A 26407-nucleotide genomic window follows, 5' to 3' on the forward strand; every position below is an offset into this window, starting at 1 on the left:
TATAATGCGGCGCAAAAAATATTCGCTGGAGAGGTGAAATGTTGTTACGCGGCTTGACTTGGCTGGTGCTGTTTCAGTTGCTCGGCACAGCTCTTAATCACTTGTACGTCCCCGTATTGCCCGGCCCCATCATTGGACTGTTGCTGCTATTGGTCTTTTTGATGTTGCGCGGTCAGGTCGGTGAACCCTTGAGCCAGGCTGCCAGCGGGTTGTTGCGCTACCTGCCGCTGCTGCTCGTCCCCCCGGCTGTCGGGGTGATGGTGTACGCCGCCGATATCGCGGCTGACTTTTGGGCCATTGCCGGCGCCCTGGTGTTGTCATTGCTGATCTCGATGGCGTTTGTCGGCGTACTGATGCAGCGCTTGCTCAAGGGGCACAGTCACCCGCAGGAGCGGCCATGAACCTTGAGTGGCAAGGCGCCTGGGAGTCGGTTATCCATCACCCGCTGTTTGGCATCGGCATTACCCTGGGCGCTTATCAATTGGTGCTCGCGGCCTATGAAAAGACCCGCTGGATTTTCCTGCAGCCGGTGTTGGCGTCGATGTTGCTGGTGATCGGAGTCCTGGTCAGTTGCGGTCTGAGCTACGTCGAGTACCGCAAAAGCACGGAAATCCTCAGCATTCTGCTGGGCCCGGCCACTGTGGCGCTGGCGGTGCCGCTGTATTTGAATCTGCGCAGAATTCGCCAGCTGTTCTGGCCCATTTTTACTACGCTGGTGATTGGCGGCGTCCTGGCGACCGGGCTGGTGGTGTTGCTGGGCTGGTGGTTTGGCGCCGGGCACATGATGCTGATGACGCTGGCGCCGAAATCGGTCACCTCGCCGATTGCCATGCTGGTGGCGGAACAAATTGGCGGTGTCGCGCCCCTGGCCGCGGTGTTTGTACTGATTACCGGGGTGATCGGCGCGATTGTCGGCCCCGGTTTGTTGCGGCTGCTGGGGGTACATAGCCCTGAGGCCCGGGGTATGGCGCTGGGCATGACGGCCCACGCGGTGGGCACCTCGGTAGCCCTGCAGGAAGGTGAGGAGTGCGGCGCTTTTGCAGCATTGGCCATGAGTTTAATGGGCGTAGGCACAGCGGTTTTCTTGCCGTTGGCTGTAACCCTGGTTGTCTAAGGAAAAATATATGAGCTTGCCGCTGTTTCCATTGAACACCGTGCTGTTTCCGGGCTGCGTGCTGGACTTGCAGATTTTCGAAGCGCGCTATCTGGACATGATTGCCCGATGCATGAAGCAAGGCACGGGGTTCGGCGTGGTGTGCATCCTGGAAGGCGGCGAGGTGGGAGATGCGCCGCAAGATTTCGCCCGGATCGGCTGTGAAGCGCTGATTCGCGATTTCCAGCAGCAGGACAACGGTCTGCTTGGGATTCGGGTTGAGGGCGGGCGGCGGTTTGAGGTGTTGAGTACTGAACTGCAGGGCAATCAGCTGTTACTGGCCGAGGTCGAGTGGCTGGACGAACTCCCCGAGCAGCCGCTGGAAGAGGAAGACCAGGATTTGCTGGCATTGCTCAAAGCCCTGGCGGAACACCCGATGGTGGCCGCATTGAACATGAGCACCGACGTGCCGGGGCAGCAGTCACTGGCTAACCAGTTGGCGTACCTGCTGCCCTTCGCGCAAGAGGACAAGATCGAGTTGCTGCAGGTCGATGACCCGCAGCAGCGTCTGGACGGGATTCAAGTGCTGCTCGACGAGATGCAGAGCGAAGCACTGGGCGAAACCCTGATGTAACCGCCGGACTGCATCAATAGGTGTAACGCAGCAGCTCGCGGGACAAGTTGTGCAGCATGAAAAAACCATAGAGTGCGATGACGGCAGGCAAGATCAGCCACCAGATTTTTTGTGGGATTGGCTGCAGTGGCATGTAGCGCTGGCTCAGCGCCAGGGCAAAGGCGTTGACCATGATGGCGAGCAGGGCGCCGGCCATGATGTCGGTTGGCCAATGGGCCCCCAGATACACCCGCGACAACGCCACGCAGATCGCCAGCAAGCAGCCCAGCAACACCCAGGTAATGCGCATGCGCTGCGGTTGATCGCGCCCGGCCAGAATCGCCAGCGCGATAAAAAACGCAAATGAGCCGGAGCTATGGCCGCTGGGCATGCTGTAGCTGGTCAGCGGGTCGACCAGTACTTCGGGGCGCATGCGGGCGAAGAAGTGTTTGGTGGCGGTGTTGGCTAGCGCAGTAAACAGCGTCACCCCGCCGAAAAAGATCATCGCGCGCCATTGTCGGGTGACCAGCAGTAGCCCGCAGAGCAGCGCTGCAGCCACAAACTGGGTGCGGAAGTTGCCTATTTGCGTGACCACCACGGCGCCGATATCCATTGCACTGCTGCGGTGCTCCTGGAGCAACGCGCTGATGCCGCGGTCAAACGCGCTCATGTACGGATAGCCCGCAAAGACGGCGATCAGCAGCACCAGGCCCAGGGCGCCGATCAATAGCGTGGCCCTGGGTTGGCGCCGGATACTGGCATTGATGCTCAGCCCCAGCAGCGCGGCCAGGCCTGCGGCGACGATGGCTGCCTGTGGCCAGAAACCTTCAGGCAGAGGCAGGCGGATCGCGGCCCCTGTTGCCCAGCCCGGCAGCAGATAAACCAGCGACCAGCCGGCCCCTGCCAGCAGGCTGACGATAAGAAAGCGCGGGACCTGCATGTCGCACATGCCTGCCACCATGGGCAGCATCGGACGCAACGGGCCGATAAAACGTCCGACCAGCAAGCTGGCAATACCGTAGCGTTGAAAATAGCCTTCTGCCCTGTTGATCCATTCAGGGTGATTGCGCAACAAGGGCAGGCGGCGGATGTTTTGGTGGAAGCGTTTGCCAAGGGTGTAGGACAGCACGTCCCCCGTCAGACCGCCGAGAAGACCCATCAATAAGGTTTCGCCCAGTGACAGGGCGCCATTGCCCGCGAGGATGGCAATTGCGAACAGCAATATGGTTCCCGGGATGACAAAACCGATAATCGCCAGGCATTCCAGGAGTGTTACTAAAAAGATTGCAAGGCCCAGCCATTGCGGGTTGGCCGTTAACCAGCCGGTCATGCTATCGAGCCATGGGCCCATGCTTAAACTTCCTTTTTAATCGTTGTTTTAATCGTCAGCGCAAGCGAGTTCCGCGTTGCTGCGTTGAAAGGCTCGCTCTTACAGAAGGGGCGGGTTTTCCCGGGAGATATAGTCGCGCCCCTCAACCTGACCGCGGCGCAGCGGGTTACGGGTGCAATAAGCGGCGTAATCGGCGTCGACAAACCGGTACATCAAGTGCTCGTCCCGGCCATGGGGGATGCCCAGGCGGGTGGTTTGAATGATCCTTGACGGCACTTGTGAGACGTCATCGACCCGTAAACGTTCGGGGTCGAAACATTTTGCGTCCCAATCCGGCACTTTCAGGCCCAGGGCTTTGCACAGCAGGGTTTGCCCCGCACAGAGTTTCTGGTCCGGGCGTGGCCGGCCCTGGGCATCAGGGTTGTTGAGGCGCATCCGGGCCAGGCTGGCCGGTCCGGACAATGCGTCTTGCCACGGGTAGGCCGACTTGATCAGTACCGCATTGCCGGGCCCGTGAGCGCTGAAGTTAAGTGAGTCGCCGCCGCGTGCGTAGTACATATAGATATGACCGCCATCGAGAAACAACGCCTTGCGCTTTTCGGTATAGCCCAGGGACGCGTGGCTGCCCTTTTCCGCGCAGTAATAGGCTTCGGTTTCGATGATCCGGGCGCTGAGCCACAAGCCGTCGACCCGATGACGAATGACTTTCCCCAACAATTCGCGAGCAAGGAGCAGGGCGTCGCGATTGAAAAAAGCATCGGGCAGCGTGATTGGCATCTTCGGGAGGGTCAGTGGATGGCTGAAAAAGTCGCCAATCATAGCAAGGGATGCTTAATCAGGGCTGAACACAGTGTATTTACGGTCGATTTCGACCATCCGCCTGCCACCGCTGTGCGTGAGGCGGCGCGACAGCTATAATCGGCCGCTTTCCTCCCTGCCAAGACCCTTGAGACCATGACTGAGTCCGTTCTTGACTACATGACCCGCCTGGGTCGCGCTGCTCGCGAAGCCTCCCGCGTGATCGGCCGTGCCAGCACGGCGCAGAAAAACCGTGCCCTGCACGGTGCTGCCGGCGCTCTGGATGCCGCCCGTTCGGAGCTTGTTGCTGCCAACGAGCTGGACCTGGCCGCCGGCCGGGCCAATGGTCTTGAGCCCGCCATGCTGGAGCGCCTGGCGCTGACCCCTGCCCGTATCGACAGCATGATTGTCGGTTTGCGTCAGGTGGCAAGCTTGCCGGACCCCGTCGGGGCCATTCGTGACATGAGTTATCGTCCCTCCGGTATTCAGGTGGGCAAGATGCGCGTGCCGCTTGGCGTAGTAGGAATCATCTATGAGTCGCGTCCGAACGTGACCATTGATGCGGCCAGTCTGTGCCTCAAGTCGGGCAATGCGACCATCCTTCGTGGTGGCTCCGAAGCCATTCACTCCAACCGGGCGATAGCCGTCTGCATTCAGCGAGGTCTGGCCGAAGCCGGGCTGCCGCCGGCAGTGGTGCAAGTGGTTGAGGTGACCGATCGGGCCGCGGTCGGTGCGCTGATCACCATGCCCGAGTATGTGGACGTGATCGTGCCCCGTGGTGGTAAAGGTCTGATCGAACGCGTCAGTCGTGATGCCAAGGTGCCGGTTATCAAGCACCTGGACGGCATTTGCCATGTCTATGTCAGCGCTCAGGCTGATCTGGACAAGGCCCGACGCATCGCGTTCAACGCCAAAACCTACCGTTATGGTATTTGCGGGGCGATGGAAACCTTGCTGGTGGATCAGGCCGTCGCGGCGCAATTTTTGCCGGCAATGGCCGAGCAATTTATTGCCAAGGGTGTCGAACTGCGCGGCTGCGAACGTACCCGGGCGCTTATCGACGTGGTACCGGCGACAGAAGAAGACTGGAATACCGAGTATCTGGACGCGATTCTGTCGATCCGGATAGTCGACGGGCTGGATCAGGCGATTGAGCACATCAATCACTACGGCTCCCATCACACCGACTCGATCGTGACCGAACATCAGGGCGATGCCCGGCGTTTTATGGCCGAAGTCGACTCCAGTTCGGTGATGCTCAACACCCCAACCTGCTTCGCCGATGGATTTGAGTACGGATTGGGTGCGGAGATTGGCATTTCTACTGATAAGCTGCACGCCCGCGGCCCGGTGGGTCTCGAAGGTCTGACCTGCGAGAAGTACATTGTGGTCGGTGACGGTCAGCTGCGCGGCCAGGAGCCGGTCTGACTTGGTTGACCTCAGTCCGCTAGTGGTGGCGCCGGTCATCGACGTGTTACCCCTGCGCATTGGCGTGCTGGGGGGCACCTTCGATCCGGTGCACATCGGGCATCTGCGCGGTGGCCTGGAAGTGGCCGAGCTGATGCAACTCGACGAGTTGCGTCTGACTCCCAACGCCAGGCCGCCACATCGCGATACCCCCCAGGTGTCGGCGCTCGACCGTTTGGCGATGGTTGAGTGCGCTGTCGCCGGAGTGGCTACGCTGGTAGTGGATTCCCGGGAGCTGCAACGGGACACGCCGTCCTACACCATTGATACCCTGGAATTGATGCGGGCCGACCTGGCCGCAGATGACCAGTTGTTTTTACTGCTGGGCTGGGACGCTTTTTGCGGCCTGCCCACATGGCATCGCTGGGAGGATTTACTCCTGCATTGCCATATCCTGGTGCTACAGCGCCCGGATGCCGACAGCGAACCGCCGGATGCCTTGCGCAACCTGCTGGCAGCGCGCTCGGTAAGCGACCCGCTGGCCCTGAAGGGGCCCGGCGGACAGATTGCATTCGTCTGGCAGACGCCGCTCGCGGTATCCGCCACCCAGATCCGTCAACTGCTGGCCAGCGGTAAGTCGGTACGTTATCTGGTGCCCGACGCGGTCCTGGCCTACATCGATGCGCACGGACTTTACCGTGCGTCGAACTGAAAAGGCGCGTTTCAAGGCACGATTCAACGTGTATTGAAACGCCCGAACACATGAGCAAAACGAGTTTTTATATGACGAACAACGACGTAAACAAAGTAAAGCGCAAAGGCACAGCCAAAAGCGCACCGCTGCCGGTCAAGGTTTTCGCCGGTGAGCCGCTTAAAGGCGAAGAGCTGGTCAAGGTAGCCGTAGCTGCCCTGGAAGACGTCAAGGGTCAGGACATCCAGATCATCGACGTGCGTGACAAGCACAGCATCACCGACTTCATGATCATCGCTACCGGTACTTCGAACCGTCAGATCGGCGCGATGCTGGACAAGATTCGCGAAGCCGTCAAAGCACTGGGCGTCAAGCCGCTGGGCGAAGAAGGCAAGGGCGACAGCGACTGGGTCCTGCTGGATATGGACGACGTGATCGTTCACATGATGACTGCCAGCGCACGCCAGTTCTATGACCTGGAACGCCTGTGGTCCGGCGCAGAACAGAGCCGCGCCCTGAACGCTGCTCACCACAGCCCGGAAAACACCCACGAGCACTTCATCAAGCTCAACAAAGACCAGGAATAAGGGTTCTTTGTGCGCTTGCGTCTGATCGCTGTCGGTTCGCGTATGCCCAAGTGGGTGGAAGAGGGTTGGCATGAATATGCCAAGCGTCTGCCATCCGAGCTGGCGCTTGAACTGGTAGAAATACCGCTCAATACCCGTGGCAAGAATGCCGACGTGGCTCGTTTCATCCGTCAGGAGGGCGAGGCCATGCTGGCCAAAGTCGGCCCGGGGGAGCGAATCGTCACTCTCGAGGTCCACGGCAAGCCCTGGAGTACCGAGCAGCTGGCGGTTGAACTCGACCGCTGGCGCCTGGACTCGCGCACGGTGAACTTCATGGTCGGTGGCCCTGAGGGGCTGGCGCCGGAAGTCTGCGCGCGCGCCGATCAGCGCTGGTCGTTGTCGCCGTTGACGTTGCCGCACCCGTTGGTACGCATTCTGATTGGTGAGCAGTTGTATCGCGCCTGGACTGTGTTGTCCGGGCACCCTTATCACAAATAGTCAGCGTCCCGAATGTCCCAGCCGATACGCCTCAAAGATCACGAGAAAGACGCCCGCCTTGTGCGTGGACGAGTCGTGGTCGGCGCAATTGTGGTGGTGGTACTGATCTGTGTCCTGCTCGCGCGTCTGTATTTTTTGCAGGTGGTGCAGTACGAGTACCACTCGACCCTGTCGGAAAACAATCGGGTGCATGTGCAGCCGATCCCACCGACCCGCGGCCTGATTTTTGACCGCAATGGTGTGGTAATCGCGGACAACCGCCCCAGCTTCAGCCTGACCATGACCCGAGAGCGTTCGGGCGATTCGCAGCAGGTCCTGGACGTTATCGTCGAAGTCCTGCAGCTCACGCCTGAAGATCGCGCGTTGTTTGAAAAGCGCATGAAGCAGGGGCGCCGGCCGTTTGAGCCGGTGCCGATTCTGTTTGAGCTGAACGAAGAGCAGATCGCCCGGATTGCCGTGAATCAGTTCCGTCTGCCCGGGGTCGAGGTGGTTGCCCAGCTGGTGCGTCATTACCCGCAGGGCGCGCACTTTGCGCACTCGGTGGGGTATATGGGGCGGATCAACGAGAAAGAGCTTAAAAGCCTCGATCCGGTCAATTACAGCGGCACCCATCACATTGGTAAAACGGGCATCGAACGCTTCTACGAAGCCGAGTTGCACGGTCAGGTGGGTTACGAAGAAGTTGAAACCAACGCCAGGGGCCGGGTGTTGCGGGTGTTGAAACGCACCGATCCGATTCCGGGCAAAGACATCGTGCTCAGCCTCGATATCAAGCTGCAAGAGGCGGCCGAAGAAGCCCTGGCCGGCCGGCGCGGGGCTGTAGTTGCACTTAACCCGATGACCGGTGAAGTACTGGCCATGGTCAGTCAGCCAAGCTTCGACCCCAACCTGTTTGTCACCGGCATCAGCTTCAAGGCGTATGCCGAGTTGCGCGATTCGATTGACCGTCCTTTGTTCAACCGCATTTTGCGCGGCCTGTATCCCCCGGGTTCGACCATCAAGCCTGCTGTGGCGATTGCCGGTCTGGACAGTGGCGTGATCAGTGCGTCGACGCGGGTCTATGATCCCGGCTATTACCAGTTGCCCAATTACGATCACAAGTACCGTAACTGGAACCGTACCGGTGATGGCTATGTCGACCTGGACACCGCGATCATGCGTTCCAACGACACCTATTTCTACGATCTGGCCCACAAGCTGGGTATCGATCGTTTGTCTTCCTACATGAACCAGTTCGGTATCGGCCAGAAAGTCTCCCTCGACATGTTCGAAGAGTCGGCCGGGCTGATGCCGTCCCGCGAGTGGAAGCGCGCTACCCGGCGTCAGGCCTGGTTCCCGGGCGAGACGCTGATTCTGGGGATTGGTCAGGGCTATATGCAGTCCACGCCGCTGCAACTGGCGCAGGCGACTGCGCTGATTGCCAGCAAGGGCAAGTGGATTCGCCCGCACCTGGCCAAAACCATTGAAGGCGTGGCGCCGGTCGACCCCAACCCGATGCCCGATATCGTTCTTCGCGACCCGTCCAGCTGGGCCAAGGTCAACCACGGCATGCAACAAGTGGTGCATGGTGCCCGCGGCACGGCCAGAGTGGCAGGCGTTGGCGCGCAATACCTGATTGCCGGCAAGAGTGGTACGGCGCAGGTCGTGGCAATCAAGCAGGGCGAGAAATACGACCGCTCCAAGGTTCAGGAGCGCCACCGTGACCACGCCTTGTTCGTCGGTTTTGCCCCGGCCAACAACCCGCAAATTACCGTCTCGGTCATGATTGAAAACGGCGAGGCAGGCAGTCGGGTCGCGTCCCCGGTGGTGCGCAAGGTGATGGATGCCTGGCTGCTGGATGCTGACGGCAAGCTCAAACCCGAATACGCCAGCCCTATAAAGGCAGAGGTTACGGCCAATGATTAGTAATTTTGACCGCATCCTCTCCAGTGAGGACGTGATGCGTCGACGTGCCACGCTGCTTCAGCGTTTGCACCTCGACGGTCCGCTGCTGATTTTGCTCCTGACCCTGGCTGCGGGCAGCTTGTTCGTACTGTATTCGGCCAGCGGCAAGAGCTGGGACCTGCTGAGCAAGCAGGCCACATCTTTCGGCATCGGCCTGGTATCGATGTTTATCATCGCCCAGCTGGAGCCGCGCTTTATGGCGCGCTGGGTGCCAGTCGGCTACCTGATCGGAGTGATGCTGCTGGTGGTGGTGGATGTCATGGGGCACAACGCCATGGGCGCAACGCGCTGGATCAACATCCCCGGGGTCATTCGTTTCCAGCCCTCGGAATTCATGAAGATCCTGATGCCGGCGACCATCGCCTGGTATCTGTCCAAACGCACGTTGCCGCCACAACTCAAACACGTGGCGGTCAGTTTGCTGCTGATCGGGATTCCCTTTGGTTTGATCGTGCGTCAGCCCGACCTCGGCACTGCGCTACTGGTCCTGGCTGGCGGTGCGTTCGTACTGTTTATGGGGGGGTTGCGCTGGCGCTGGATTATCAGCGTGTTGGCGGCGGCAGTGCCGGTGGCAATTGCCATGTGGTTCTTCATCATGCACGACTACCAGAAGCAGCGGATCCTGACCTTCCTCGACCCCGAAAGCGATCCTCTGGGCACCGGCTGGAACATTATTCAGTCCAAGGCTGCCATCGGTTCGGGCGGAGTATTTGGCAAGGGCTGGCTGCTGGGTACGCAATCGCATCTGGACTTTCTGCCCGAGAGCCACACCGACTTCATCATCGCGGTCATGGGTGAGGAGTTCGGTCTGGTGGGCATCTGTGCGCTGTTGCTGATTTACCTGCTGTTGATCGGTCGCGGCCTGGTGATTACCGCCCAGGCGCAGACGCTGTTCGGAAAATTGCTGGCCGGCAGCCTCACCATGACGTTTTTTGTTTATGTTTTCGTCAACATCGGTATGGTCAGTGGCCTGTTGCCGGTCGTGGGCGTGCCATTGCCGTTCATTAGTTACGGCGGAACTTCGCTCGTGACGCTGCTTTCAGCGTTTGGGGTTTTGATGTCGATCCACACGCATCGCAAATGGATCGCACAAGTTTGATTAAGGTGAAGAATTTAATGCAAGTAATGCGTGGCCGGGCCGCTCGATACGCGTCGTGGATGGGCCTGCTGGGTCTGTTCGGGGCAGCGCAGGGCGCGGTGGCCGGCGACTATGAAGGCTCGCCCCAGGTAGCTGAGTTTGTCGGTGAAATGACCCGTGACTACGGGTTTGCCGGCGAACAGCTGATGGCAGTGTTCCGTGATGCCGAGCGCAAGCAAAGCATCCTCGACGCCATCTCGCGTCCGGCCGAGCGGGTCAAACAGTGGAAGGAATACCGTCCGATCTTTATCTCCGATGCCCGCGTGGCCCGCGGTGTGGATTTCTGGCGCGAACACGAAGCCGTACTGGCCCGTGCCGAGCAGGAATATGGGGTTCCGGCCCAGGTGATAGTGTCGATTATCGGTGTCGAAACCTTCTATGGCCGCAATACCGGTAACTACCGGGTGATTGATGCGCTGTCGACCCTGGGCTTTGACTATCCGCCGCGCGCCGAGTTTTTCCGTAAGGAGCTGCGAGAGTTCCTGCTGCTGACCCGTGAAGAGCAAGTCGACCCGCTGACGCTTAAAGGCTCTTATGCCGGGGCGATGGGGTTGCCGCAGTTCATGCCGAGCAGCTTTCGCGCCTATGCGGTGGACTTCGACGGTGATGGCCACATAAATATCTGGAGCAACCCGGACGATGCCATCGGCAGTGTTGCCAGTTACTTCAAACGTCACGGCTGGGTGGCCGGTGAGCCGGTCGTGGTGCGTGCCGACGTACAGGGCGACCGGGCGGATGAAGGCTTGACCCAGGGCATCGAACCGGTCAAAACGGTCGGGGAGTTGCGAGCGCTGGGCTGGTCGAGTCATGATGCGCTGCCGGACGACATGCCGGTCACGGCGTTCCGTCTTGACGGCGCCAACGGCCCTGAATACTGGATGGGCCTGAAGAATTTTTATGCGATCACGCGTTATAACCGCAGCGTGATGTACGCCATGGCAGTGCACCAACTGTCCGACTTGCTGGTTCAAGCACGGGGCAACAAGTAATGCCGTTTCTAGCAATCCGCACACCTCTGAAACTTGCAGCCTGCGCCGCTATCGCGCTGCTGGTGGTGAGCTGCACCAGCAGTCGCCCGAGCAGCCCGCAAAAGTCGGCGGCCATTGCCTCCAAGCCGGGGCTGGACATCAACCGTGCCCACAAGGACGGTGCGCCGTGGTGGGATGTCGATGTCTCGCGCATCCCCGACGCGACGCCGACCCTGCACTCCGGCCCTTACAAGGCCAACCCTTACACGGTGCTGGGCAAGACCTACTTCCCGATGCAAGAGTCCAAAACCTACGTGGCTTCGGGCACTGCGTCCTGGTATGGCACCAAATTTCATGGTCAGAACACCGCCAATGGCGAGGTATATGACCTGTACGGCATGAGTGCCGCGCACAAGACCCTGCCGTTGCCCAGCTACGTCAAGGTAACCAATCTGGATAACGGTAAGGCAGTGGTTTTGCGGGTTAACGACCGTGGCCCGTTCTATTCGGACCGCATCATCGACCTGTCTTACGCTGCGGCCAAGAAGCTGGGCTACGCCGAGACCGGTACCGCCCGGGTCAAGGTTGAAGGTATTGACCCGCAGGCCTGGTGGGCTCAACGCGGGCGTCCAGCGCCCCTGATGCTCAACGAGCCAAAAATGGCGCAGAATGCGCCCGGCCCGACTGTTTCGACCGGCAAGGTTGAACAATGGACGCCGCCTGCCCAGCAGCACGCTTCGGATGTGGTGCCGGTGCCGACCATGGCGAAGGGGCAGGGCACGTATTTGCAGGTTGGTGCTTTTGCCAATCCGGATGCCGCCGAGTTGCTTCGCTCCAAACTCAGTGGCATGGTCAGCGCTCCCGTGTTTATCAGCTCGGTTGTGCGCAATCAGCAAACCTTGCACCGCGTGCGCATGGGGCCGATCGCCTCGGTAAATGAAGTGCAGCAGACACAAAACAGTGTGCGTCTGGCCAATCTGGGTCAGCCGAGCGTTGTGACCGATCAGTAACACCGATCAAAGCGTTGCGCCTCCAGGCCTGGGGGCGCAAACGCAGTTGCAGGGTCCAAGAATAAAAGCCCTTCGAGGGGCAGGCTTGCAACTGAATACGCGACAGCCAGTCAAACGGCTGTCACAACAGTTTTGCCCGCGAGGGTAAGTTTTCATTAACAATTTCGAGAGACGGATGAACATCACCACCTTTGCCAAACGCCTGTGCCTGCTAGTTCCGCTGATCATCACCCCGGCTGCCTGGGCAGTCGAGATGATGCCGTCGCCACCGCAACTGGCTGCCAAGTCTTATGTCCTGATGGATGCCAGCAGCGGTAACGTGCTGGTTGAGAACAACGGCGACCAGCGTCTGCCACCGGCCAGCCTGACCAAGCTGATGACCGCTTACATCGCGACCCTGGAAATCCGTCGTGGTCAGATCGGCGAGAACGACCCGGTGACGGTCAGCGAGAACGCCTGGCGCACCGGCGGTTCGCGGATGTTCATCAAGGTAGGTACCCAGGTCTCGGTCAGCGACCTGCTGCACGGGATCATCATCCAGTCGGGTAACGATGCCAGCGTAGCTCTGTCCGAGCACATCGCCGGCAGCGAAGATGCGTTCGCCGACATGATGAACAAGACCGCTGGCGAGTTGGGCATGTCCAACAGCCACTTCATGAACCCGACCGGCCTGCCGAACCCGGATCACTACTCGTCTGCTCACGACATGTCGTTGCTGGCGCGCGCGATCATCCATGAAGACCCGACTCACTACGCGATCTACTCGCAGAAAGAGTTCTTCTGGAACGGCATCAAACAGCCGAACCGCAACTTGCTGCTGTGGCGTGACAAGACCGTTGACGGTCTGAAAACCGGTCACACCGACGAAGCGGGCTACTGCATGGTGTCTTCGGCCGTGCGTGATGGCATGCGCCTGATTGCTGTGGTGTTCGGCACCAACAGTGAAGCGGCACGTGCTGCCGAGACTCAGAAGCTGCTGACCTACGGTTTCCGTTTCTTCGAAACCCAGACCTTCTACCAGAAGGGTGTTGAACTGGCCCAGGCTCCTGTCTGGAAAGGCACCACCAACCAGGTAAAAGCCGGTCTGGCTGAAGATTTGACCCTGACCCTGCCTAAAGGCCAATTGAAAAAGCTGGCTGCAAGCATGACCATGAATCCTCAGCTGATGGCGCCTATCGCCAAAGGCGACGTGATCGGCAAGGTTGAAGTCAAACTGGACGACAAGGTTGTGCACAGCGCTGACCTGATTGCACTTGAGCCTGTCGAGGAAGGTGGTATTTTCCGACGCGTTTGGGACAGCATCCGTCTATTCTTCTACGGCTTGTTCAACTGATTGCACTCACCTGTGTGACCCCGCGCTCACCCTGCGCGGGGCACGTATGTAGTTCTGGGCTTACGAGGCCAATACGCCATGACCGATACCGAAGTAAAGGCGCCAAAGATCGAATTTCCGAACGTTGATTATCCGGTTAAGGTGATCAGCGACACGGGTGTGGGCAATAAAGACAAGATCATCGACATCGTGAAAAAGCACGCGACGGTAAACGATGATCGTGTTGACGAGCGCCAGAGCACCAATGGCAAGTACACCACGATCCAGTTGCACATCGTTGCCACTGACCAGGACCAGCTGTACAACATCAACAGCGAACTGCGAGCCACCGGCTTCGTGCACATGGTGCTTTGATGTCTCAGGTGCTGGGTATTCGCGAGCTGGGTGAGGCCGACTATGAGTCCACCTGGCTGGCGATGAAGCACTTTACCGACGGTCGCGACAAGCACACGCAAGACGAAGTCTGGCTGGTGCAGCATCCGCCGGTATTTACCCAGGGGCAGGCAGGCAAGGCCGAACATTTGCTGTTGCCGGGTGATATCCCGGTGGTCAAGTCGGATCGCGGCGGCCAGGTCACCTACCACGGTCCCGGCCAGCTGGTTGCTTACCTGATGCTCGACGTGCGTCGCCTTGGTTTTGGTGTGCGTGAGTTGGTTACCCGGATGGAGCAGTGTCTGATCGACCTGCTCGCCAGCTACGGCGTAACCGCCGTCGCCCGGCCTGACGCACCCGGGGTATATGTTGAGGGGGCAAAAATCGCCTCTCTGGGCCTGCGGATTCGCAATGGCTGCTCTTTCCACGGTCTGGCACTAAATGTGGACATGGACCTGGAACCGTTTCGACGGATTAACCCCTGTGGCTACGCGGGGCTGGCGATGACCCAGTTGCGTGACCATGCAGGGCCGATTGAATTTGCCGAGGTAGGCGCCCGGCTGCGTTCGCAGCTCGTCAAACACCTCGACTATGCTGAGCAGACGACCCTAACGGGCGGAATCGATTGATATGACTACTGCGCAAGACGCTGTTCAAACCCTGATCCCTACGCTGGATATCTCAGAACGTGTGGCCCGTGCGAACGAGGCCCGTTCCAAGGTCGAGACCGGCGTTAAATTGCGCGGTGCCGAGAAGGTTGCGCGTATCCCGGTAAAAATCATTCCGACCACCGAACTGCCGAAGAAGCCGGACTGGATTCGCGTGCGTATTCCGGTCTCGCCCGAGGTGGACCGCATCAAGGCGCTGCTGCGCAAGCACAAGCTGCACAGCGTGTGCGAAGAGGCGTCCTGCCCGAACCTGGGCGAGTGCTTCTCGGGTGGTACTGCGACCTTCATGATCATGGGTGACATCTGCACCCGTCGCTGCCCGTTCTGCGACGTCGGTCATGGCCGGCCCAAGCCACTGGACGTCAATGAGCCGCAAAGCCTGGCAATTGCCATCGCTGACCTGGGCTTGAAGTACGTGGTCATCACCTCGGTAGACCGTGATGACCTGCGTGATGGCGGTGCCCAGCACTTTGCCGATTGCATCCGTGAAATCCGCAAGCTGTCGCCTAACGTACTGCTCGAAACGTTGGTGCCCGATTACCGTGGCCGTATGGATGTGGCACTGGAAATCACCGCCGCCGAGCCGCCTGACGTGTTCAACCACAACCTCGAAACCGTTCCGCGCCTGTACAAGGCTGCGCGTCCGGGTTCCGACTATCAGTGGTCGCTGACGTTGCTGCAACGCTTCAAGCAAATGATGCCGCACATCCCGACCAAGTCCGGCCTGATGCTGGGTCTGGGCGAGACGGACGAAGAAGTCATTGAAGTGATGAAGCGCATGCGCGAACACGACATCGACATGCTGACCCTGGGCCAGTACCTGCAACCGTCGCGCAGCCACTTGCCGGTGCAGCGTTTCGTGCACCCGGACGTTTTCGCCTGGTTTGCCGAAGAAGGCTACAAAATGGGCTTCAAAAACGTAGCGTCGGGCCCACTGGTGCGTTCTTCATACCATGCCGACGAGCAAGCCAAGCTGGTCAAGACCATGCTGGTAGGTGCTTGATAGCATGAGCAGCCGGCTCGCCGCGCAGGTGTCTTACAAGGCCCACAGCGCGGTACCCGCGCTCCGTGCTGGCGGGGTGATCGCCCTGATCGCCCCGGCTGGTCCCGCTGAACTGGATCTCAAACGCGCCAGCGAATGGATGGCTACCCGCGGCTATGAGCTGCGCGTGTTTCCGGGCGTGTGGGAAAAGGACGGCTATCTTGCAGGTTCAGACGCAGTTCGCTTGCGTGATTTGCATGACGCATTTGCGGACGACAGCATTGATGCGATTTTCTGCTTGCGCGGTGGCTATGGTAGCCCGCGCTTGCTTGACGGCATCGATTTTGAGCTCCTGCGCCGCCATCCCAAGCCTTTTGCAGGGTACAGCGACATCACGGCGCTGCATCTGGCGATCACCCGTTACGCAGGCTTTTTGACCTTTCACGGGGCAATGCTTAACGCGGACTTGCTGGGTAACAAACAGCAACCAACCGAATCCTCCCTGTTGCGCATGCTTAGCGGGCAACAACTCTCTGTACTTGAGCATCCGGCAGCATTTCCTCTGACCACCCTGGCTCCTGGCTGCGCCAGTGGCCGTCTGCTGGGCGGTAACCTGTCGATGATCTGCGCCACCATCGGCACTGCGTTTGAACTGGATGACGAAGACATCATCCTGTTTATCGAAGACGTCAATGAGCCGCTATACCGGGTCGATCGCCTGCTCACGCACTTGCGTCTGGCGGGTAAATTGAATCGGCTGCGGGGTGTTCTGGTGGGGGATTTTGCCGGGGTTGAAACGGTGGGCCTGCAGCGGCTGCTCAAGCAGGAACTGGGGCCTCTGGGCATACCGGTACTGGCTGGCTGGCGTAGCGGGCATTGCGATCCGAACCTGACGTTGCCGTTGGGGGCTGTGGTCAGGCTGGATGCGGATAAACAGCAGTTGGTGCTGGAACAGCACGTCGTAATTTAACCCTCACCCTGTAGGAACGAGCTTGCTCGCGAGCTGTTCAAAGGCTCGCGAGCAAGCTCGCTCCTACAGATTGCGGGGTTACTGGTTACGCAAACTCTCAAGCAATTTGTGCGACGGGTAGCCATCTGCCGGCCAGCCCAGGGCTTGCTGCGCGCTGCGGATAGCTTTGCGGGTGTTGGCGCCAATGATGCCATCGGCATTGCCGGCATCGTAGTTGCGTTGGCTGAGCAGGGTTTGCAGTTCGATACGCTCGGAACGGCTCAACGGTCGGTCATCTTTTGGCCACTCGCCCAAAATAACCCCGCCACCGTTGAAACGCTCGGACAGCAGGCCCACGGCCAGTGCATAGGACGATGAGTTGTTGTAGCGCAGAATGGCGCGGAAGTTATCCAGCACCAAGAAGGCCGGGCCACGGTAGCCGGCGGGCACCAACAGGGTAGCGCTCAACTCTTCAGAGCCTGCAGGCAAGCTGGCGCTGCCGGGCAGTGAAACTCCTAGCTTCTGCCATTCGCTGACGCTTTTTCTTACAGCGCCATCAGCCAGTGCGTAGTCAAAGCCGGCGGGCAGTCGGACCTCAAAGCCCCATGGCTGGCCTTGCTTCCAGCCGGAGCTCTGCAGGTAGTGCGCAGTCGATGCCAGGGCATCAGCCGAACTGTTCCAGATATCCCGGCGGCCATCGCCATCAAAGTCGACGGCGTGGGTTTCGTAGGTGGTGGGGATGAATTGGGTCTGGCCCATTGCGCCGGCCCAGGAACCGAGCATTTTTTCGGGGGATATATCGCCTTCCTGAATGATTTTCAGCGCGGCAATCAACTGGCTTTGCGCAAATTCCGGGCGGCGTCCTTCGTAGGCCAGGGTGGCCAGCGAGCGAATCACGGACTTGTTGCCCTGGAACGTGCCGAAGTTGCTTTCCATGCCCCATACCGAAACCAGGGCCTGGCGATCGACACCATAACGTTGCTCGATCTGGCTTAGCAGTTCGGCGTTTTGCTGCAGCAGACGCTGGCCATTACGTACGCGCAATGGTGATAGCGCCCCGTCGAGGTATTCCCACACCGGGCGGCTGAATTCGGGCTGGCTGCGATCGGCCTTGATCACGCTCATATCGGGGGTGATACCGCTGAAGGCGTTATCGAACACCTCGGGGCGGATCCCGGCCTTGAGCGCCTGCGTGCGGAAGTTGGCTTGCCACTCGCTGAAACTCTGAGCGGGCGCAATGACGGGCATATCAGCAATTGGCGCGCTGGTGGTGGCCACTGGAGCAGCGGGCGTTTCAGGCAGGGGCTGGGCATCGGCTGCGGTCGGTTTTTCTGCGCAGGCGACTAGAAGAATGACGCTGGAAGCAGCGATCAGTTGGCGCATCGGCCAACCACGTTTATGACTTAAGGGCATGCGCAGGTCCAGGTAATGCAAATCAGATGTAGACCTTATCATCCTCGCTCTCAGGCAGCCAGAAAGTAAAAAGCCTCCCGGTCTCTCGACTGGAAGGCTTCGCGGCGGTAGCTGCCTTTGCCTTTGGCGGGGCGTTCCTGGCGGCTGCGGAACAAGGGTTGGGCGACGATGGATTTGGCCTTGTTGGGGCGCTTGCTCATGGCATGTGCTCTCGCTTGGTTTGAACAGGCGCAAATCATCGGCCAGATGTTGCGGGTTGTCCAGTACCTGACCGGCACCACACAAAGCCAGCTCCTGGCGGATTACTCTGCTGGCAGATTCAGACGTTGCCCACACATCAACAGTGTCAGTCGACTCAAGCTGCTCCAGGCGGACCCGGCGGCCTGGCCCTTGATTTGCGCGTCGATACGCTGTGCATCCATTAGCAGTTGTGCCCAGCGTTGCGCTGAATAGCGCTGCAGGGCCTTGCTCATCAGCGGTTTGCGTTTGTCCCAGACTGGCGGCCTGGCCTGGCTGAAGGCTTTGTCCAGCGGTATGCCCTGGCTGTATTGCAACGCAATGTTGGCCAGCACCCGGAGTTCGCGTGCCAGAGCCCACAGTATGACCGGCGGCTCAACGCCCTCGCCGCGCAGGCCTTCGAGCATGCGCAAAGCGTGGGCTGCATCGCCATTGAGTACGGCATCGACCAGGCCAAATACATCAAAACGCGCACTGTCAGCCACCGCAGCCTGCACAGTTTCGACGGTGATCTGGCCTTCTTCAGCCATCAGCTTGAGTTTTTCAACCTCTTGCGCTGCTGCCAGCAGGTTGCCTTCGACCCGTGCAGCAATCAGCTCGACTGCGTCCTGGCTGGCTGACAAGCCTGCCTGTGACAAGCGCTGGCGAATCCATTGCGGCAACTGGTTGGCGTCCACCGGCCAGATTTGTACGAACTGGGTTTGTGGGCCTTCGACCAGCGCTTTGCCCCATTTGGTCTTCTGTGCGCTGCCATCGAGCTTGGGCAGGCTGACCAGTAACAAGGTGTCTTCGGCCGGTCGCGAGCAGTATTCGATCAGGGCCGCTGCGCCTTTGTCTCCAGGCTTGCCTGAAGGCAGGCGCAGTTCCAGCAGACGCTTTTCGCAAAACAGCGACATGCTGGCGCCGGCCTGCAGCAACGAGCCCCAGTCGAAACTGGCGTCGGCGCTGAACACCTGGCGTTCATCGAAACCTTGCTGGCGTGCGGCAGTGCGAATGGCGTCGGCCGCTTCCTGGCACAGCAGCGGGTCATCGCCACTGACGATGTAGACAGGGGCAAGGCTGCCTTGCAGGTGTTTGGCGAGTTGGGCGGGGGCGAGTTTCATAGGGGCTTGATAGATAACGGGGCGCCTGAGCGCCCCGTATGCCTTACTGGTTTTGCAGTTCGAGTGGCGACTGTTGAGGGGTTTCCTCTTGAGCCTTGCGTGCGGCTTCGATGGCGGCTGCTTCGGCCTGTGCCTTCTCGTCAGCTAACTTTTGCAGTTCGGCCAGGCGTTCCGGCGTCAGCTGCTCCAGACGCAGCACCATTTGCTGTACGAGGTCGCGACGCATTTCCTTGCGAATGACTGCCGCTTCCTGACCGGAGCCGGTGAGGTTGCTGCTGTCTTGCAGGTAAATCTTGTGCACTTCAATTTTGTTGTTGAGCAATGGCAGGTTGTTCTGACCTTTGATCTCGTATTTGAGTACGTTGGTCAGCTCATATTCAGCCGAATAGCTGGTGCCGGTGTAACTGGCGGCCCGCTGGGATTCTTCCTCGCTGGTCAGAATCAGTTTGAGCGGTGCGCTGGTGGAGATTTTAACCCCGCTGTTTTCCAGCGTCTGACGCAGCTCGCGAACAGTATCGCCGTAGGCGTTACGCGCGCTGAGATCAAGCTCGGTGATTGTCAGCTGGTTGGTGCCAGTACCGCGCAGCTGGAAGCCGCAGGCACTCAACAGAACAGCGAGACCCATCACCAGCAAATTGCGTTTGATCATGTGTAGCTCCCCTTGAAACCAGATAGGCCGACTGAGCGGCCCTGAAGGTTTTATTGGGCGCCCGCCCCCGGGGCGAGCGCCTGTTCCAATTTAGCTGGCGACGATGTTGACCAGTTTGCCTGGCACGACGATCACTTTGCGAATCGTCAGGCCATCGGTAAAGCGCAGCACGTTTTCGTTGATGCGGGCAGCCGCCTCAACCTCTTCACGGCTGGCGCCGGCTGGCATTTCGATATGACCGCGCAATTTGCCATTGACCTGGATAACCAGCTGCAGGGTGTCTTGAACCAGTGCGCTTTCGTCCAGCACCGGCCATGGCGCGTCGATGACGGCGCCGGTGTGGCCCAACTGGTTCCACAGCTCATGGCTGATGTGCGGGGTGATGGGTGCCAGCAGCAGTGCAACTGTTTCAAGGCCTTCCTGAAGCAAGGCGCGATCCTGTTCGGTAGCGTGCGGTGCTTTTTCGAGCACGTTCATCACGGTCATCACCTGGGCGACGGCGGTGTTGAATTTATGATGCTGGCCGACATCCAGGCTGGCTTGCTTGATGGCCTGGTGGATAGCGCGACGGATGACTTTTTGCCCGTCGTTCAGGGTGCCGATGTCCAGTGCGCCGGGCAGGCCCAGGTCAACGTGGGTGTGAGCCAGGCGCCATACGCGCTTGAGGAAACGGTGTGAACCTTCCACACCCGAATCCGACCACTCCAGGCTGGCGTCAGGCGGCGATGCAAACATCATGAACAGGCGGCAGGTATCGGCGCCGTATTGTTCGATCATGGATTGCGGGTCAACGCCGTTGTTCAGCGACTTGGACATCTTCTGCGTGCCGCCGATTTCCACCGGCAGGCCGTCGCTCTTCAGCGTGGCGCCGATGATTTTGGCCTTGGCGTCACGTTCGATGACAACGTCGTCCGGGTTGAAGAAGTCCTTGCCGCCGTTGTCCAGCTTACGGAAGTAAGTGTCGGCGACCACCATGCCCTGGGTCAGCAGGTTCTTGAATGGCTCGTTGGAGCTCACCAGGCCTTCGTCGCGCATCAGCTTGTGGAAGAAGCGTGCGTAGAGGAGGTGCAAGATGGCGTGTTCGATACCGCCAATGTACTGGTCAACCGGTAGCCAGTGGTCAGCCGCCGACTTCTCAACCAGGCCGCCTTCATAGTGTGGCGAGGCGTAGCGGGCGTAATACCACGACGACTCGACGAAGGTGTCCATCGTGTCTGTTTCGCGTTTGGCCGGTGCGCCGCATTTAGGGCAGCTGCACTCGTAGAACTCAGGCATGCGCGCCAATGGCGAGCCGGCGCCATCGGGCACGACGTCTTCCGGCAGCACTACAGGCAACTGGTCTTGCGGTACCGGAACGTCACCGCAGGTGTCGCAGTGCACGATCGGGATCGGGCAGCCCCAGTAGCGTTGACGGCTGATGCCCCAGTCGCGCAGGCGGAACTGGGTGCGCGATTGACCCAGGCCTTTGGCGGTCAGGGCCGCTTCCATGGCGTCGAACGCAGCCTGGAAGTCCAGACCGTCGAATTCGCCGGAGTTGATCAGGGTGCCGTGTTCGTTATAAGCGGCTTGCCACGGAGCCGGTGTCTCGTCGCCTGCGCTGGTGCGAACAACCGGTTTGATCGGCAAGTCGTACTTGGTGGCGAATTCGAAATCGCGCTCGTCATGTGCCGGAACAGCCATGACTGCGCCATCGCCGTAATGCATCAATACATAGTTGGCGACCCATACCGGGAGCTTTTCACCGGTCAGTGGGTGCTTGACGAACAGGGGAGTTGGCAGGCCCTTTTTCTCCTGGGTCGCCATGTCGGCTTCGGCAACACTGCCGCCCTTGCATTCAGCGATGAACGCTTGCAGCTCGGGATTGCCTTGTGCAGCCTGGGTCGCCAGCGGGTGCTCGGCAGCCACGGCCACGTAAGTCGCGCCCATCAGGGTATCTGGACGGGTGGTGAAAACTTTGAGCGTACCCGCTTCGCCGATGGAGTCGACGTCGTAGGGGAACTGCACTTCCATGCCGCGGGATTTGCCAATCCAGTTGCGCTGCATGGTTTTGACCTGCTCCGGCCAGCCGGGCATATCGTCGAGGCCTTCAAGCAGTTCATCTGCGTAGGCAGTGATCTTGAAGTAGTACATCGGGATTTCGCGCTTCTCGATCACTGCGCCGGAGCGCCAGCCGCGGCCGTCGATCACTTGCTCGTTGGCCAGAACGGTCTGGTCAACCGGGTCCCAGTTCACGGTGCCGTTTTTACGATAGATCACGCCTTTTTCGAACAGGCGAGTGAACAGCCATTGTTCCCAGCGGTAGTAATCGGGCTTGCAGGTAGTGATTTCGCGGGACCAGTCCACAGCCAGGCCGAGGCTGCGCAGCTGGGTTTTCATGTAGGCGATGTTTTCGTACGTCCACTTGGCCGGCGCGACATTGTTTTTCATCGCGGCGTTTTCGGCAGGCATGCCGAAGGCGTCCCAACCCATGGGTTGCAGGACGTTTTTGCCAAGCATGCGCTGGTAACGGGAGATTACGTCGCCGATGGTGTAGTTACGCACATGCCCCATGTGTAGCTTGCCGCTTGGGTACGGGAACATCGATAGGCAGTAGTAGGTTTCCTTGCCTAGATCTTCGCTGACTTCGAAGGACTTTTGGTTGTCCCAGAATGATTGGGCGGCGGCTTCTATTTCACGGGGCTGATATTGTTCGTGCATGGCTACTTGTACTGATAAAGGGTGGCCTAATCCTCTTCAACATACACCGGCTATTGTGTTGCCCGGTCAGGTTGGAGCAGGGGTTACAGGAAGTCCCGTAGCATACATGACCCCACTCTATCGAGGGAAACCCTGATTGCCTCATCACTCCGTTGGTCGCGGCAGCGCACCGGTTTTAGAAGCACGTCTAAGCTCTGTGAGGGGAAGAGATATTTCCTTAATGAGGTGAACGGATGGCAGAGACGCAACTAAAAGCTACAAAAACGGAGGTGTATGAGCGGCTGATTGATCGTTTGAGTGTGGCTCTCGATTCAGCAAACACGGCAGTTCGATTACGTAACGAGCGACCTGTCGAGTTGGAACTGCGTGGTTTGAGTCGTGCTGAGTTAGATTTGATCAATATGTATTTGAACCGGACCGGGCGTGAGGCTGAAATACGCTCGCCAGGCAGCATGAACCAACAAGATACCCACCCCGGGGCCAAGGTCATCTGGCTGAAGGACAGGGTGCGGGGCGTTTAGGGTTACCGGCGATTCAAGTCGGGCCCATCATGAAAACCGTTTTACGATGTAACCCTCCCGGGTTGACGCAACAGGTGTTTGAGTTTTTGACCTGCCCTGTTGATGCGCCGCTTCAACCCCCTTAGGCTTCGGGCATCTTTGGAGATGCCCGATGCCTATTCGATATTTCGTTAAACAACTTCTGTTACCCCCCGGGATTCTCCTGCTGTTTCTGGTGCTCGCCTGGTGGCTGCGTCGTACACGCCCGCGCCTGGCCGGAGCGTTTTTTGCGCTGGGCCTGGGGGGCTTCTGGTTAATGAGCTTGCCGGTGATGGTGCAATGGGGCGCCCATGCGATCGAGCGAGAGCCGGCATTGGCTCGCAGCCAGTGGTCAACTCTGGCCGAGCGAGCGGATGCCATCGTGGTGCTCGGCTCCGGGCGCGAACGGGGTGATCCGGCATGGGGCAGCGATCAGCCGACGGGGATCGGTCTTGAGCGTCAGCGTTATGCGGCCCGACTGGCCAAGGCTTCGGGTTTGCCGGTATTGACCACGGGTGGTCTGCACTTCGGTACGCCGCCCAGTGAGGCGCAGTTAATGGCCGACTCATTGCGCGATGACTTCGGGGTAGATGTGCGCTGGAAGGAAGAGCAAAGCCGTACAACGTGGGAAAACGCGCAAATGACCGCGGACATCTTGTTGGCGCAAGGGATCAAGCGGGTCGTGGTGGTGACTCAGGCCTGGCATATGCCGCGATCAGTGTGGAGTTTTGAACGGGCCGGGTTTGAGGTGGTGCCTGCACCGGTAGGTTTCTTCAGCGCTGATAGCGAGAGGCCGTTGGGCGGCTGGATGCCGGAGTACAAATCGTTCTGGCAGTCCGGGCTGTTACTCAATGAAGCGGTGGGGCAGATTGCCTACCCCTTGTTTTATCGCTGAGTGGATAGTGCCTTTTTGTGGGGGCTGGCTTGCCAGCGATACAGGCCCCTCGACTCATCCTGCTTGCCGGGGGTAATGCCATCGCTGGCAAGCCAGCTCTCACAATTGTTCTACACCGTCTTGGCAATCCGGCTGGTGATCAGCGCCCAGCCAATCAGCAAGACGCACAAAATAGCCAGAGGCCATGAGCGCCATTGCAGATAAGGCGTGAGGTTGTGCATGGGCACCACTTCGCCGTACATGATGCCGCGCTCGAACTGCGGAATCTGGGTGGTGATTTGCCCGTGCGGATCAATCAGGGCGGTGACGCCGTTGTTGGTTGCGCGAATCATCCAGCGCCCCGCTTCAAGCGCGCGCATCTGGGCCATCTGCAAGTGTTGCAGCGGACCAATGGAAGTCCCGAACCAGGTGTCGTTGCTGATAGTCAGCAAAATATCGCTCTGGGCAGCAAGGCTGGCCACAAAATCCGGATACACCACCTCATAACAAATGAGCGGGGCAATCTGATAGCCCTTGGCTTGCAGCATGGGTTGATCGGCCGGGCCACGGGCAAAGTCCGACATCGGCAGATCGAAGAACGCAATAACGCCGCGCAGCATGTCCTGAAGTGGAACATATTCGCCAAACGGCACCAGCTTCTGCTTCAGATAGATGCCATCCCCTTCACCGACGGCGGTGATGCCATTGAAGTAGCGCGGTTCATGGCGCACTTCCTGGCGGATCGGCACTCCGGTAATCAATGCAGAATTTCGATCGGCGGCGAAACGGCTCATCATACTCAGAAACCCTTCGGCATTCTCCTTGAGTACCGGGATCGCTGTTTCTGGCCAGATAATCAGGTCTGCGCGCTTGGAGCTGAATGTCATGTCGCGGTACAGCGCCAGTTGCGCGTTGAGCTGTGCCGGGTCCCACTTCATGCTTTGTTCGATGTTGCCCTGAATCGCCGCAACGCTCAGCGGGTCACCCGATGGGCTGGTCCAGGCATGATGCTTGAGCGCCATGCCGATACACCAGGGGCCGATCAGCAGCACGGCACCGGTAAACACAAAGGCTTTATTTTTGGCCTTGATCAGGCGTGGCAGGTTGCACAGCAGGGCCGCGGTCAGTGCCAGGGTGAATGAAATCAGCCACATGCCTCCCAGCGGTGCGAGCCCGGCCAGAGGGCCATCAAGCTGGCTGTAACCCGAATAGAGCCATGGGAAGCCGGTGAGGAACCAGCCGCGAAAGGCTTCCTGGACCACCCATAGCGCAGCAAACGCCAGCGTGTCCGCCAGTGGCGCTTCGTTACGTCGGATCCAGCGTGCCCAGAGCCAGGCGGGCAGGGCGAAGAACCAGGCAATGGCTGCCGTGAAAGCCAGCATCAACAGCCCGGCCAGCATTACGGATGCGCCGCCAAAGTGGTGAATGCTGTAGTAGATCCAGCTGGTGCCCGCACCGAACAGGCCAAAGCCGTAACACCAGCCACGGCCAAGCGCCTGTTTTGGAGACAGGTCGCGCAGACCGAGGTAGAAAATGGCCAGGGCCACCAGTGCCAGTGGCCAGATATCGAAGGGTGCCAACGCCAGGGTTGTCAGTGCGCCGGCCACCACGGCCAGCAAGTTACCGGGCCAGCCGGGGGGTGTTATCCAGCGCATTTCAATCCTTAGCGTTTGGGTTTAGCGGGCGATAGGTGTCAGACGAATCAAATGAATCCGGCGGCTGTCAGCATTCAGGATGCGGAAGCGGTAAGGGCCTATTTCAGTGATTTCGTTGCGTTTTGGCAAGTGCCCGAACGCACTCATGACCAACCCGCCCACAGTGTCGAATTCGTCGTCGGAGAATTCGCTGTCAAAGAACTCGTTGAAGTTCTCGATCGGGGTCAGGGCCTTGATGAGGAAGTCACCGCTGGGCAGCGGCTTGATGTAGCTGTCCTCTTCCACGTCATGCTCGTCTTCGATATCGCCGACGATCTGCTCCAGAACGTCTTCAATCGTCACCAGGCCCGCCACGCCGCCGTATTCGTCGATGACGATGGCCATGTGGTTATGGTTGGCGCGGAACTCGCGCAATAGCACGTTAAGGCGCTTGGACTCGGGGACAAAGGTCGCCGGACGCAGCAAATCCTTGATGTTGTACTTGTCGCCGTTTTCTTGAAGGATCAGCGGCAGCAGGTCTTTGGCCAGGAGGACGCCCAGGACGTCGTCGTGACTTTCGCCGATCACCGGATAGCGCGAGTGCGCCGCATCGATGATCGCCGGGAGAAATTCGCGGGGTGTCTGGGTCGCCTTGATGCTGATCATCTGCGAGCGCGGAACCATGATGTCCCGTACCTGCAGGTCAGCCACCTGAATGGCGCCTTCAACGATGGCCAGCGCTTCACTGTCCAATAGTTTGTTCTGGTGTGCTTCGCGCAGCAGCTCAAGCAGCTCCTGGCGGTTTTTCGGCTCATGGGCAAAGGCCTGGGTCAGCTTACCCAACCATGACTTTTGCCCGTTGCTCGATCGGTCTTCGCTCATAGCGATTTACTCGTATCCC

At 59.4% G+C, this 26407-nt stretch carries 27 protein-coding genes; 18 read left to right on the forward strand and 9 right to left on the reverse strand.

Going from position 1 to position 26407, the window contains the following annotated elements:
- The first annotated feature begins 38 nt into the window (after positions 1-38).
- The 3 genes from ACP7BO_RS00545 to ACP7BO_RS00555 are packed head-to-tail and all read left to right on the forward strand — an operon-like array spanning position 39 to position 1727.
- Positions 39-401, forward strand: coding sequence for a CidA/LrgA family protein (locus tag ACP7BO_RS00545; RefSeq protein ID WP_060696805.1), 363 nt, complete (start codon positions 39-41; stop codon positions 399-401).
- Positions 398-1114 (forward strand): LrgB family protein, encoded by a 717-nt coding sequence (locus tag ACP7BO_RS00550; RefSeq protein ID WP_060696806.1) that lies wholly within the window; start codon positions 398-400, stop codon positions 1112-1114. The genes ACP7BO_RS00545 and ACP7BO_RS00550 overlap by 4 nt, the downstream gene beginning before the upstream one ends.
- A gap of 10 nt (positions 1115-1124) precedes the next feature.
- The gene (locus ACP7BO_RS00555) at positions 1125-1727 is read left to right on the forward strand and encodes an LON peptidase substrate-binding domain-containing protein (protein ID WP_426208079.1); all 603 of its coding nucleotides are present in this window, start codon (positions 1125-1127) and stop codon (positions 1725-1727) included.
- A 13-nt stretch (positions 1728-1740) separates the two neighbouring features.
- Here the strand turns inward: ACP7BO_RS00555 and ACP7BO_RS00560 are convergent, their stop codons facing one another.
- Both ACP7BO_RS00560 and ACP7BO_RS00565 read right to left on the reverse strand, forming a co-directional pair.
- Positions 1741-3057: a bifunctional DedA family/phosphatase PAP2 family protein gene (locus ACP7BO_RS00560; RefSeq protein WP_426208081.1), complete on the reverse strand. Its 1317-nt coding sequence runs from the start codon at positions 3055-3057 to the stop codon at positions 1741-1743.
- A 78-nt stretch (positions 3058-3135) separates the two neighbouring features.
- Entirely contained in the window at positions 3136-3813 is a 678-nt protein-coding gene (locus ACP7BO_RS00565) for a DNA-3-methyladenine glycosylase (RefSeq protein ID WP_426208888.1), read from the reverse strand.
- A 177-nt stretch (positions 3814-3990) separates the two neighbouring features.
- Between ACP7BO_RS00565 and ACP7BO_RS00570 the strand changes: the two genes are divergently transcribed.
- The 13 genes from ACP7BO_RS00570 (at position 3991) to ACP7BO_RS00630 (ending at position 16381) form a co-directional block, all read left to right on the forward strand.
- On the forward strand, positions 3991-5262 hold the full coding sequence (locus ACP7BO_RS00570) for a glutamate-5-semialdehyde dehydrogenase (RefSeq protein ID WP_426208083.1): 1272 nt from the start codon (positions 3991-3993) through the stop codon (positions 5260-5262).
- A gap of 25 nt (positions 5263-5287) precedes the next feature.
- Entirely contained in the window at positions 5288-5953 is a 666-nt protein-coding gene (nadD, locus tag ACP7BO_RS00575) for a nicotinate-nucleotide adenylyltransferase (RefSeq protein ID WP_060696811.1), read from the forward strand.
- 71 nt (positions 5954-6024) lie between these two features.
- Complete coding sequence (rsfS, locus tag ACP7BO_RS00580) at positions 6025-6519, forward strand: ribosome silencing factor (RefSeq protein WP_060697013.1); 495 nt, start codon at positions 6025-6027, stop codon at positions 6517-6519.
- Between the two features lie 9 nt (positions 6520-6528).
- Entirely contained in the window at positions 6529-6996 is a 468-nt protein-coding gene (gene rlmH / locus ACP7BO_RS00585; protein ID WP_003444191.1) for a 23S rRNA (pseudouridine(1915)-N(3))-methyltransferase RlmH, read from the forward strand.
- Between the two features lie 12 nt (positions 6997-7008).
- On the forward strand, positions 7009-8901 hold the full coding sequence (gene mrdA, locus ACP7BO_RS00590) for a penicillin-binding protein 2 (protein ID WP_060696812.1): 1893 nt from the start codon (positions 7009-7011) through the stop codon (positions 8899-8901).
- Positions 8902-8935: 34 nt separating this feature from the next.
- Entirely contained in the window at positions 8936-10039 is a 1104-nt protein-coding gene (gene rodA / locus ACP7BO_RS00595; RefSeq protein ID WP_162232806.1) for a rod shape-determining protein RodA, read from the forward strand.
- Positions 10040-10056: 17 nt separating this feature from the next.
- Complete coding sequence (gene mltB / locus ACP7BO_RS00600) at positions 10057-11067, forward strand: lytic murein transglycosylase B (protein ID WP_397455674.1); 1011 nt, start codon at positions 10057-10059, stop codon at positions 11065-11067.
- Positions 11067-12056 (forward strand): septal ring lytic transglycosylase RlpA family protein, encoded by a 990-nt coding sequence (locus ACP7BO_RS00605; protein WP_060696815.1) that lies wholly within the window; start codon positions 11067-11069, stop codon positions 12054-12056. The genes mltB and ACP7BO_RS00605 overlap by 1 nt, the downstream gene beginning before the upstream one ends.
- 175 nt (positions 12057-12231) lie before the next feature.
- Complete coding sequence (locus ACP7BO_RS00610) at positions 12232-13389, forward strand: D-alanyl-D-alanine carboxypeptidase family protein (protein WP_060696816.1); 1158 nt, start codon at positions 12232-12234, stop codon at positions 13387-13389.
- A gap of 78 nt (positions 13390-13467) precedes the next feature.
- A complete protein-coding gene (locus ACP7BO_RS00615; RefSeq protein ID WP_003444178.1) occupies positions 13468-13743 on the forward strand; it encodes a DUF493 domain-containing protein in 276 nt (91 codons plus the stop codon).
- Positions 13743-14390 carry a lipoyl(octanoyl) transferase LipB gene (gene lipB / locus ACP7BO_RS00620; protein WP_060696817.1) on the forward strand — a complete coding sequence of 216 codons (648 nt, stop codon included), beginning with the start codon at positions 13743-13745 and terminating at the stop codon, positions 14388-14390. The genes ACP7BO_RS00615 and lipB overlap by 1 nt, the downstream gene beginning before the upstream one ends.
- Before the next feature lies 1 nt (position 14391).
- Positions 14392-15432, forward strand: a complete 1041-nt coding sequence (gene lipA, locus ACP7BO_RS00625) for a lipoyl synthase (RefSeq protein WP_060696818.1) — start codon at positions 14392-14394, stop codon at positions 15430-15432.
- A 4-nt stretch (positions 15433-15436) separates the two neighbouring features.
- Positions 15437-16381, forward strand: coding sequence for a S66 peptidase family protein (locus ACP7BO_RS00630; protein WP_426208088.1), 945 nt, complete (start codon positions 15437-15439; stop codon positions 16379-16381).
- Positions 16382-16459: 78 nt separating this feature from the next.
- On the opposite strand, the gene ACP7BO_RS00635 is transcribed toward ACP7BO_RS00630, so the two are convergent.
- The 5 genes from ACP7BO_RS00635 to leuS all read right to left on the reverse strand — a co-directional run bounded on the left by ACP7BO_RS00635 (position 16460) and on the right by leuS (position 22459).
- Positions 16460-17773 (reverse strand): lytic murein transglycosylase, encoded by a 1314-nt coding sequence (locus tag ACP7BO_RS00635; protein ID WP_426208090.1) that lies wholly within the window; start codon positions 17771-17773, stop codon positions 16460-16462.
- A 50-nt stretch (positions 17774-17823) separates the two neighbouring features.
- On the reverse strand, positions 17824-17973 hold the full coding sequence (arfA, locus tag ACP7BO_RS00640; RefSeq protein WP_003444166.1) for an alternative ribosome rescue factor ArfA: 150 nt from the start codon (positions 17971-17973) through the stop codon (positions 17824-17826).
- Positions 17974-18075: 102 nt separating this feature from the next.
- Positions 18076-19113: a DNA polymerase III subunit delta gene (holA, locus tag ACP7BO_RS00645; protein WP_397455679.1), complete on the reverse strand. Its 1038-nt coding sequence runs from the start codon at positions 19111-19113 to the stop codon at positions 18076-18078.
- A gap of 43 nt (positions 19114-19156) precedes the next feature.
- Entirely contained in the window at positions 19157-19762 is a 606-nt protein-coding gene (gene lptE / locus ACP7BO_RS00650; protein WP_060696822.1) for an LPS assembly lipoprotein LptE, read from the reverse strand.
- 90 nt (positions 19763-19852) lie between these two features.
- Complete coding sequence (leuS, locus tag ACP7BO_RS00655) at positions 19853-22459, reverse strand: leucine--tRNA ligase (protein ID WP_426208093.1); 2607 nt, start codon at positions 22457-22459, stop codon at positions 19853-19855.
- A gap of 233 nt (positions 22460-22692) precedes the next feature.
- Here leuS and ACP7BO_RS00660 point away from each other — a divergent pair, with 233 nt between their 5' ends.
- Together ACP7BO_RS00660 and ACP7BO_RS00665 are read left to right on the forward strand one after the other, a co-directional pair.
- Entirely contained in the window at positions 22693-22980 is a 288-nt protein-coding gene (locus ACP7BO_RS00660) for a hypothetical protein (RefSeq protein ID WP_397455683.1), read from the forward strand.
- Positions 22981-23131: 151 nt separating this feature from the next.
- Positions 23132-23893: a YdcF family protein gene (locus ACP7BO_RS00665; RefSeq protein ID WP_060690601.1), complete on the forward strand. Its 762-nt coding sequence runs from the start codon at positions 23132-23134 to the stop codon at positions 23891-23893.
- 110 nt (positions 23894-24003) lie between these two features.
- Here the strand turns inward: ACP7BO_RS00665 and lnt are convergent, their stop codons facing one another.
- Together lnt and ACP7BO_RS00675 are read right to left on the reverse strand one after the other, a co-directional pair.
- A complete protein-coding gene (gene lnt / locus ACP7BO_RS00670; RefSeq protein ID WP_426208095.1) occupies positions 24004-25527 on the reverse strand; it encodes an apolipoprotein N-acyltransferase in 1524 nt (507 codons plus the stop codon).
- A 21-nt stretch (positions 25528-25548) separates the two neighbouring features.
- A complete protein-coding gene (locus ACP7BO_RS00675; protein WP_003444149.1) occupies positions 25549-26388 on the reverse strand; it encodes an HlyC/CorC family transporter in 840 nt (279 codons plus the stop codon).
- Positions 26389-26407: the final 19 nt, after the last annotated feature.

Source organism: Pseudomonas sp. TWR2-1-1 (assembly GCF_049897045.1).
Classification (GTDB): domain Bacteria; phylum Pseudomonadota; class Gammaproteobacteria; order Pseudomonadales; family Pseudomonadaceae; genus Aquipseudomonas; species Aquipseudomonas versuta.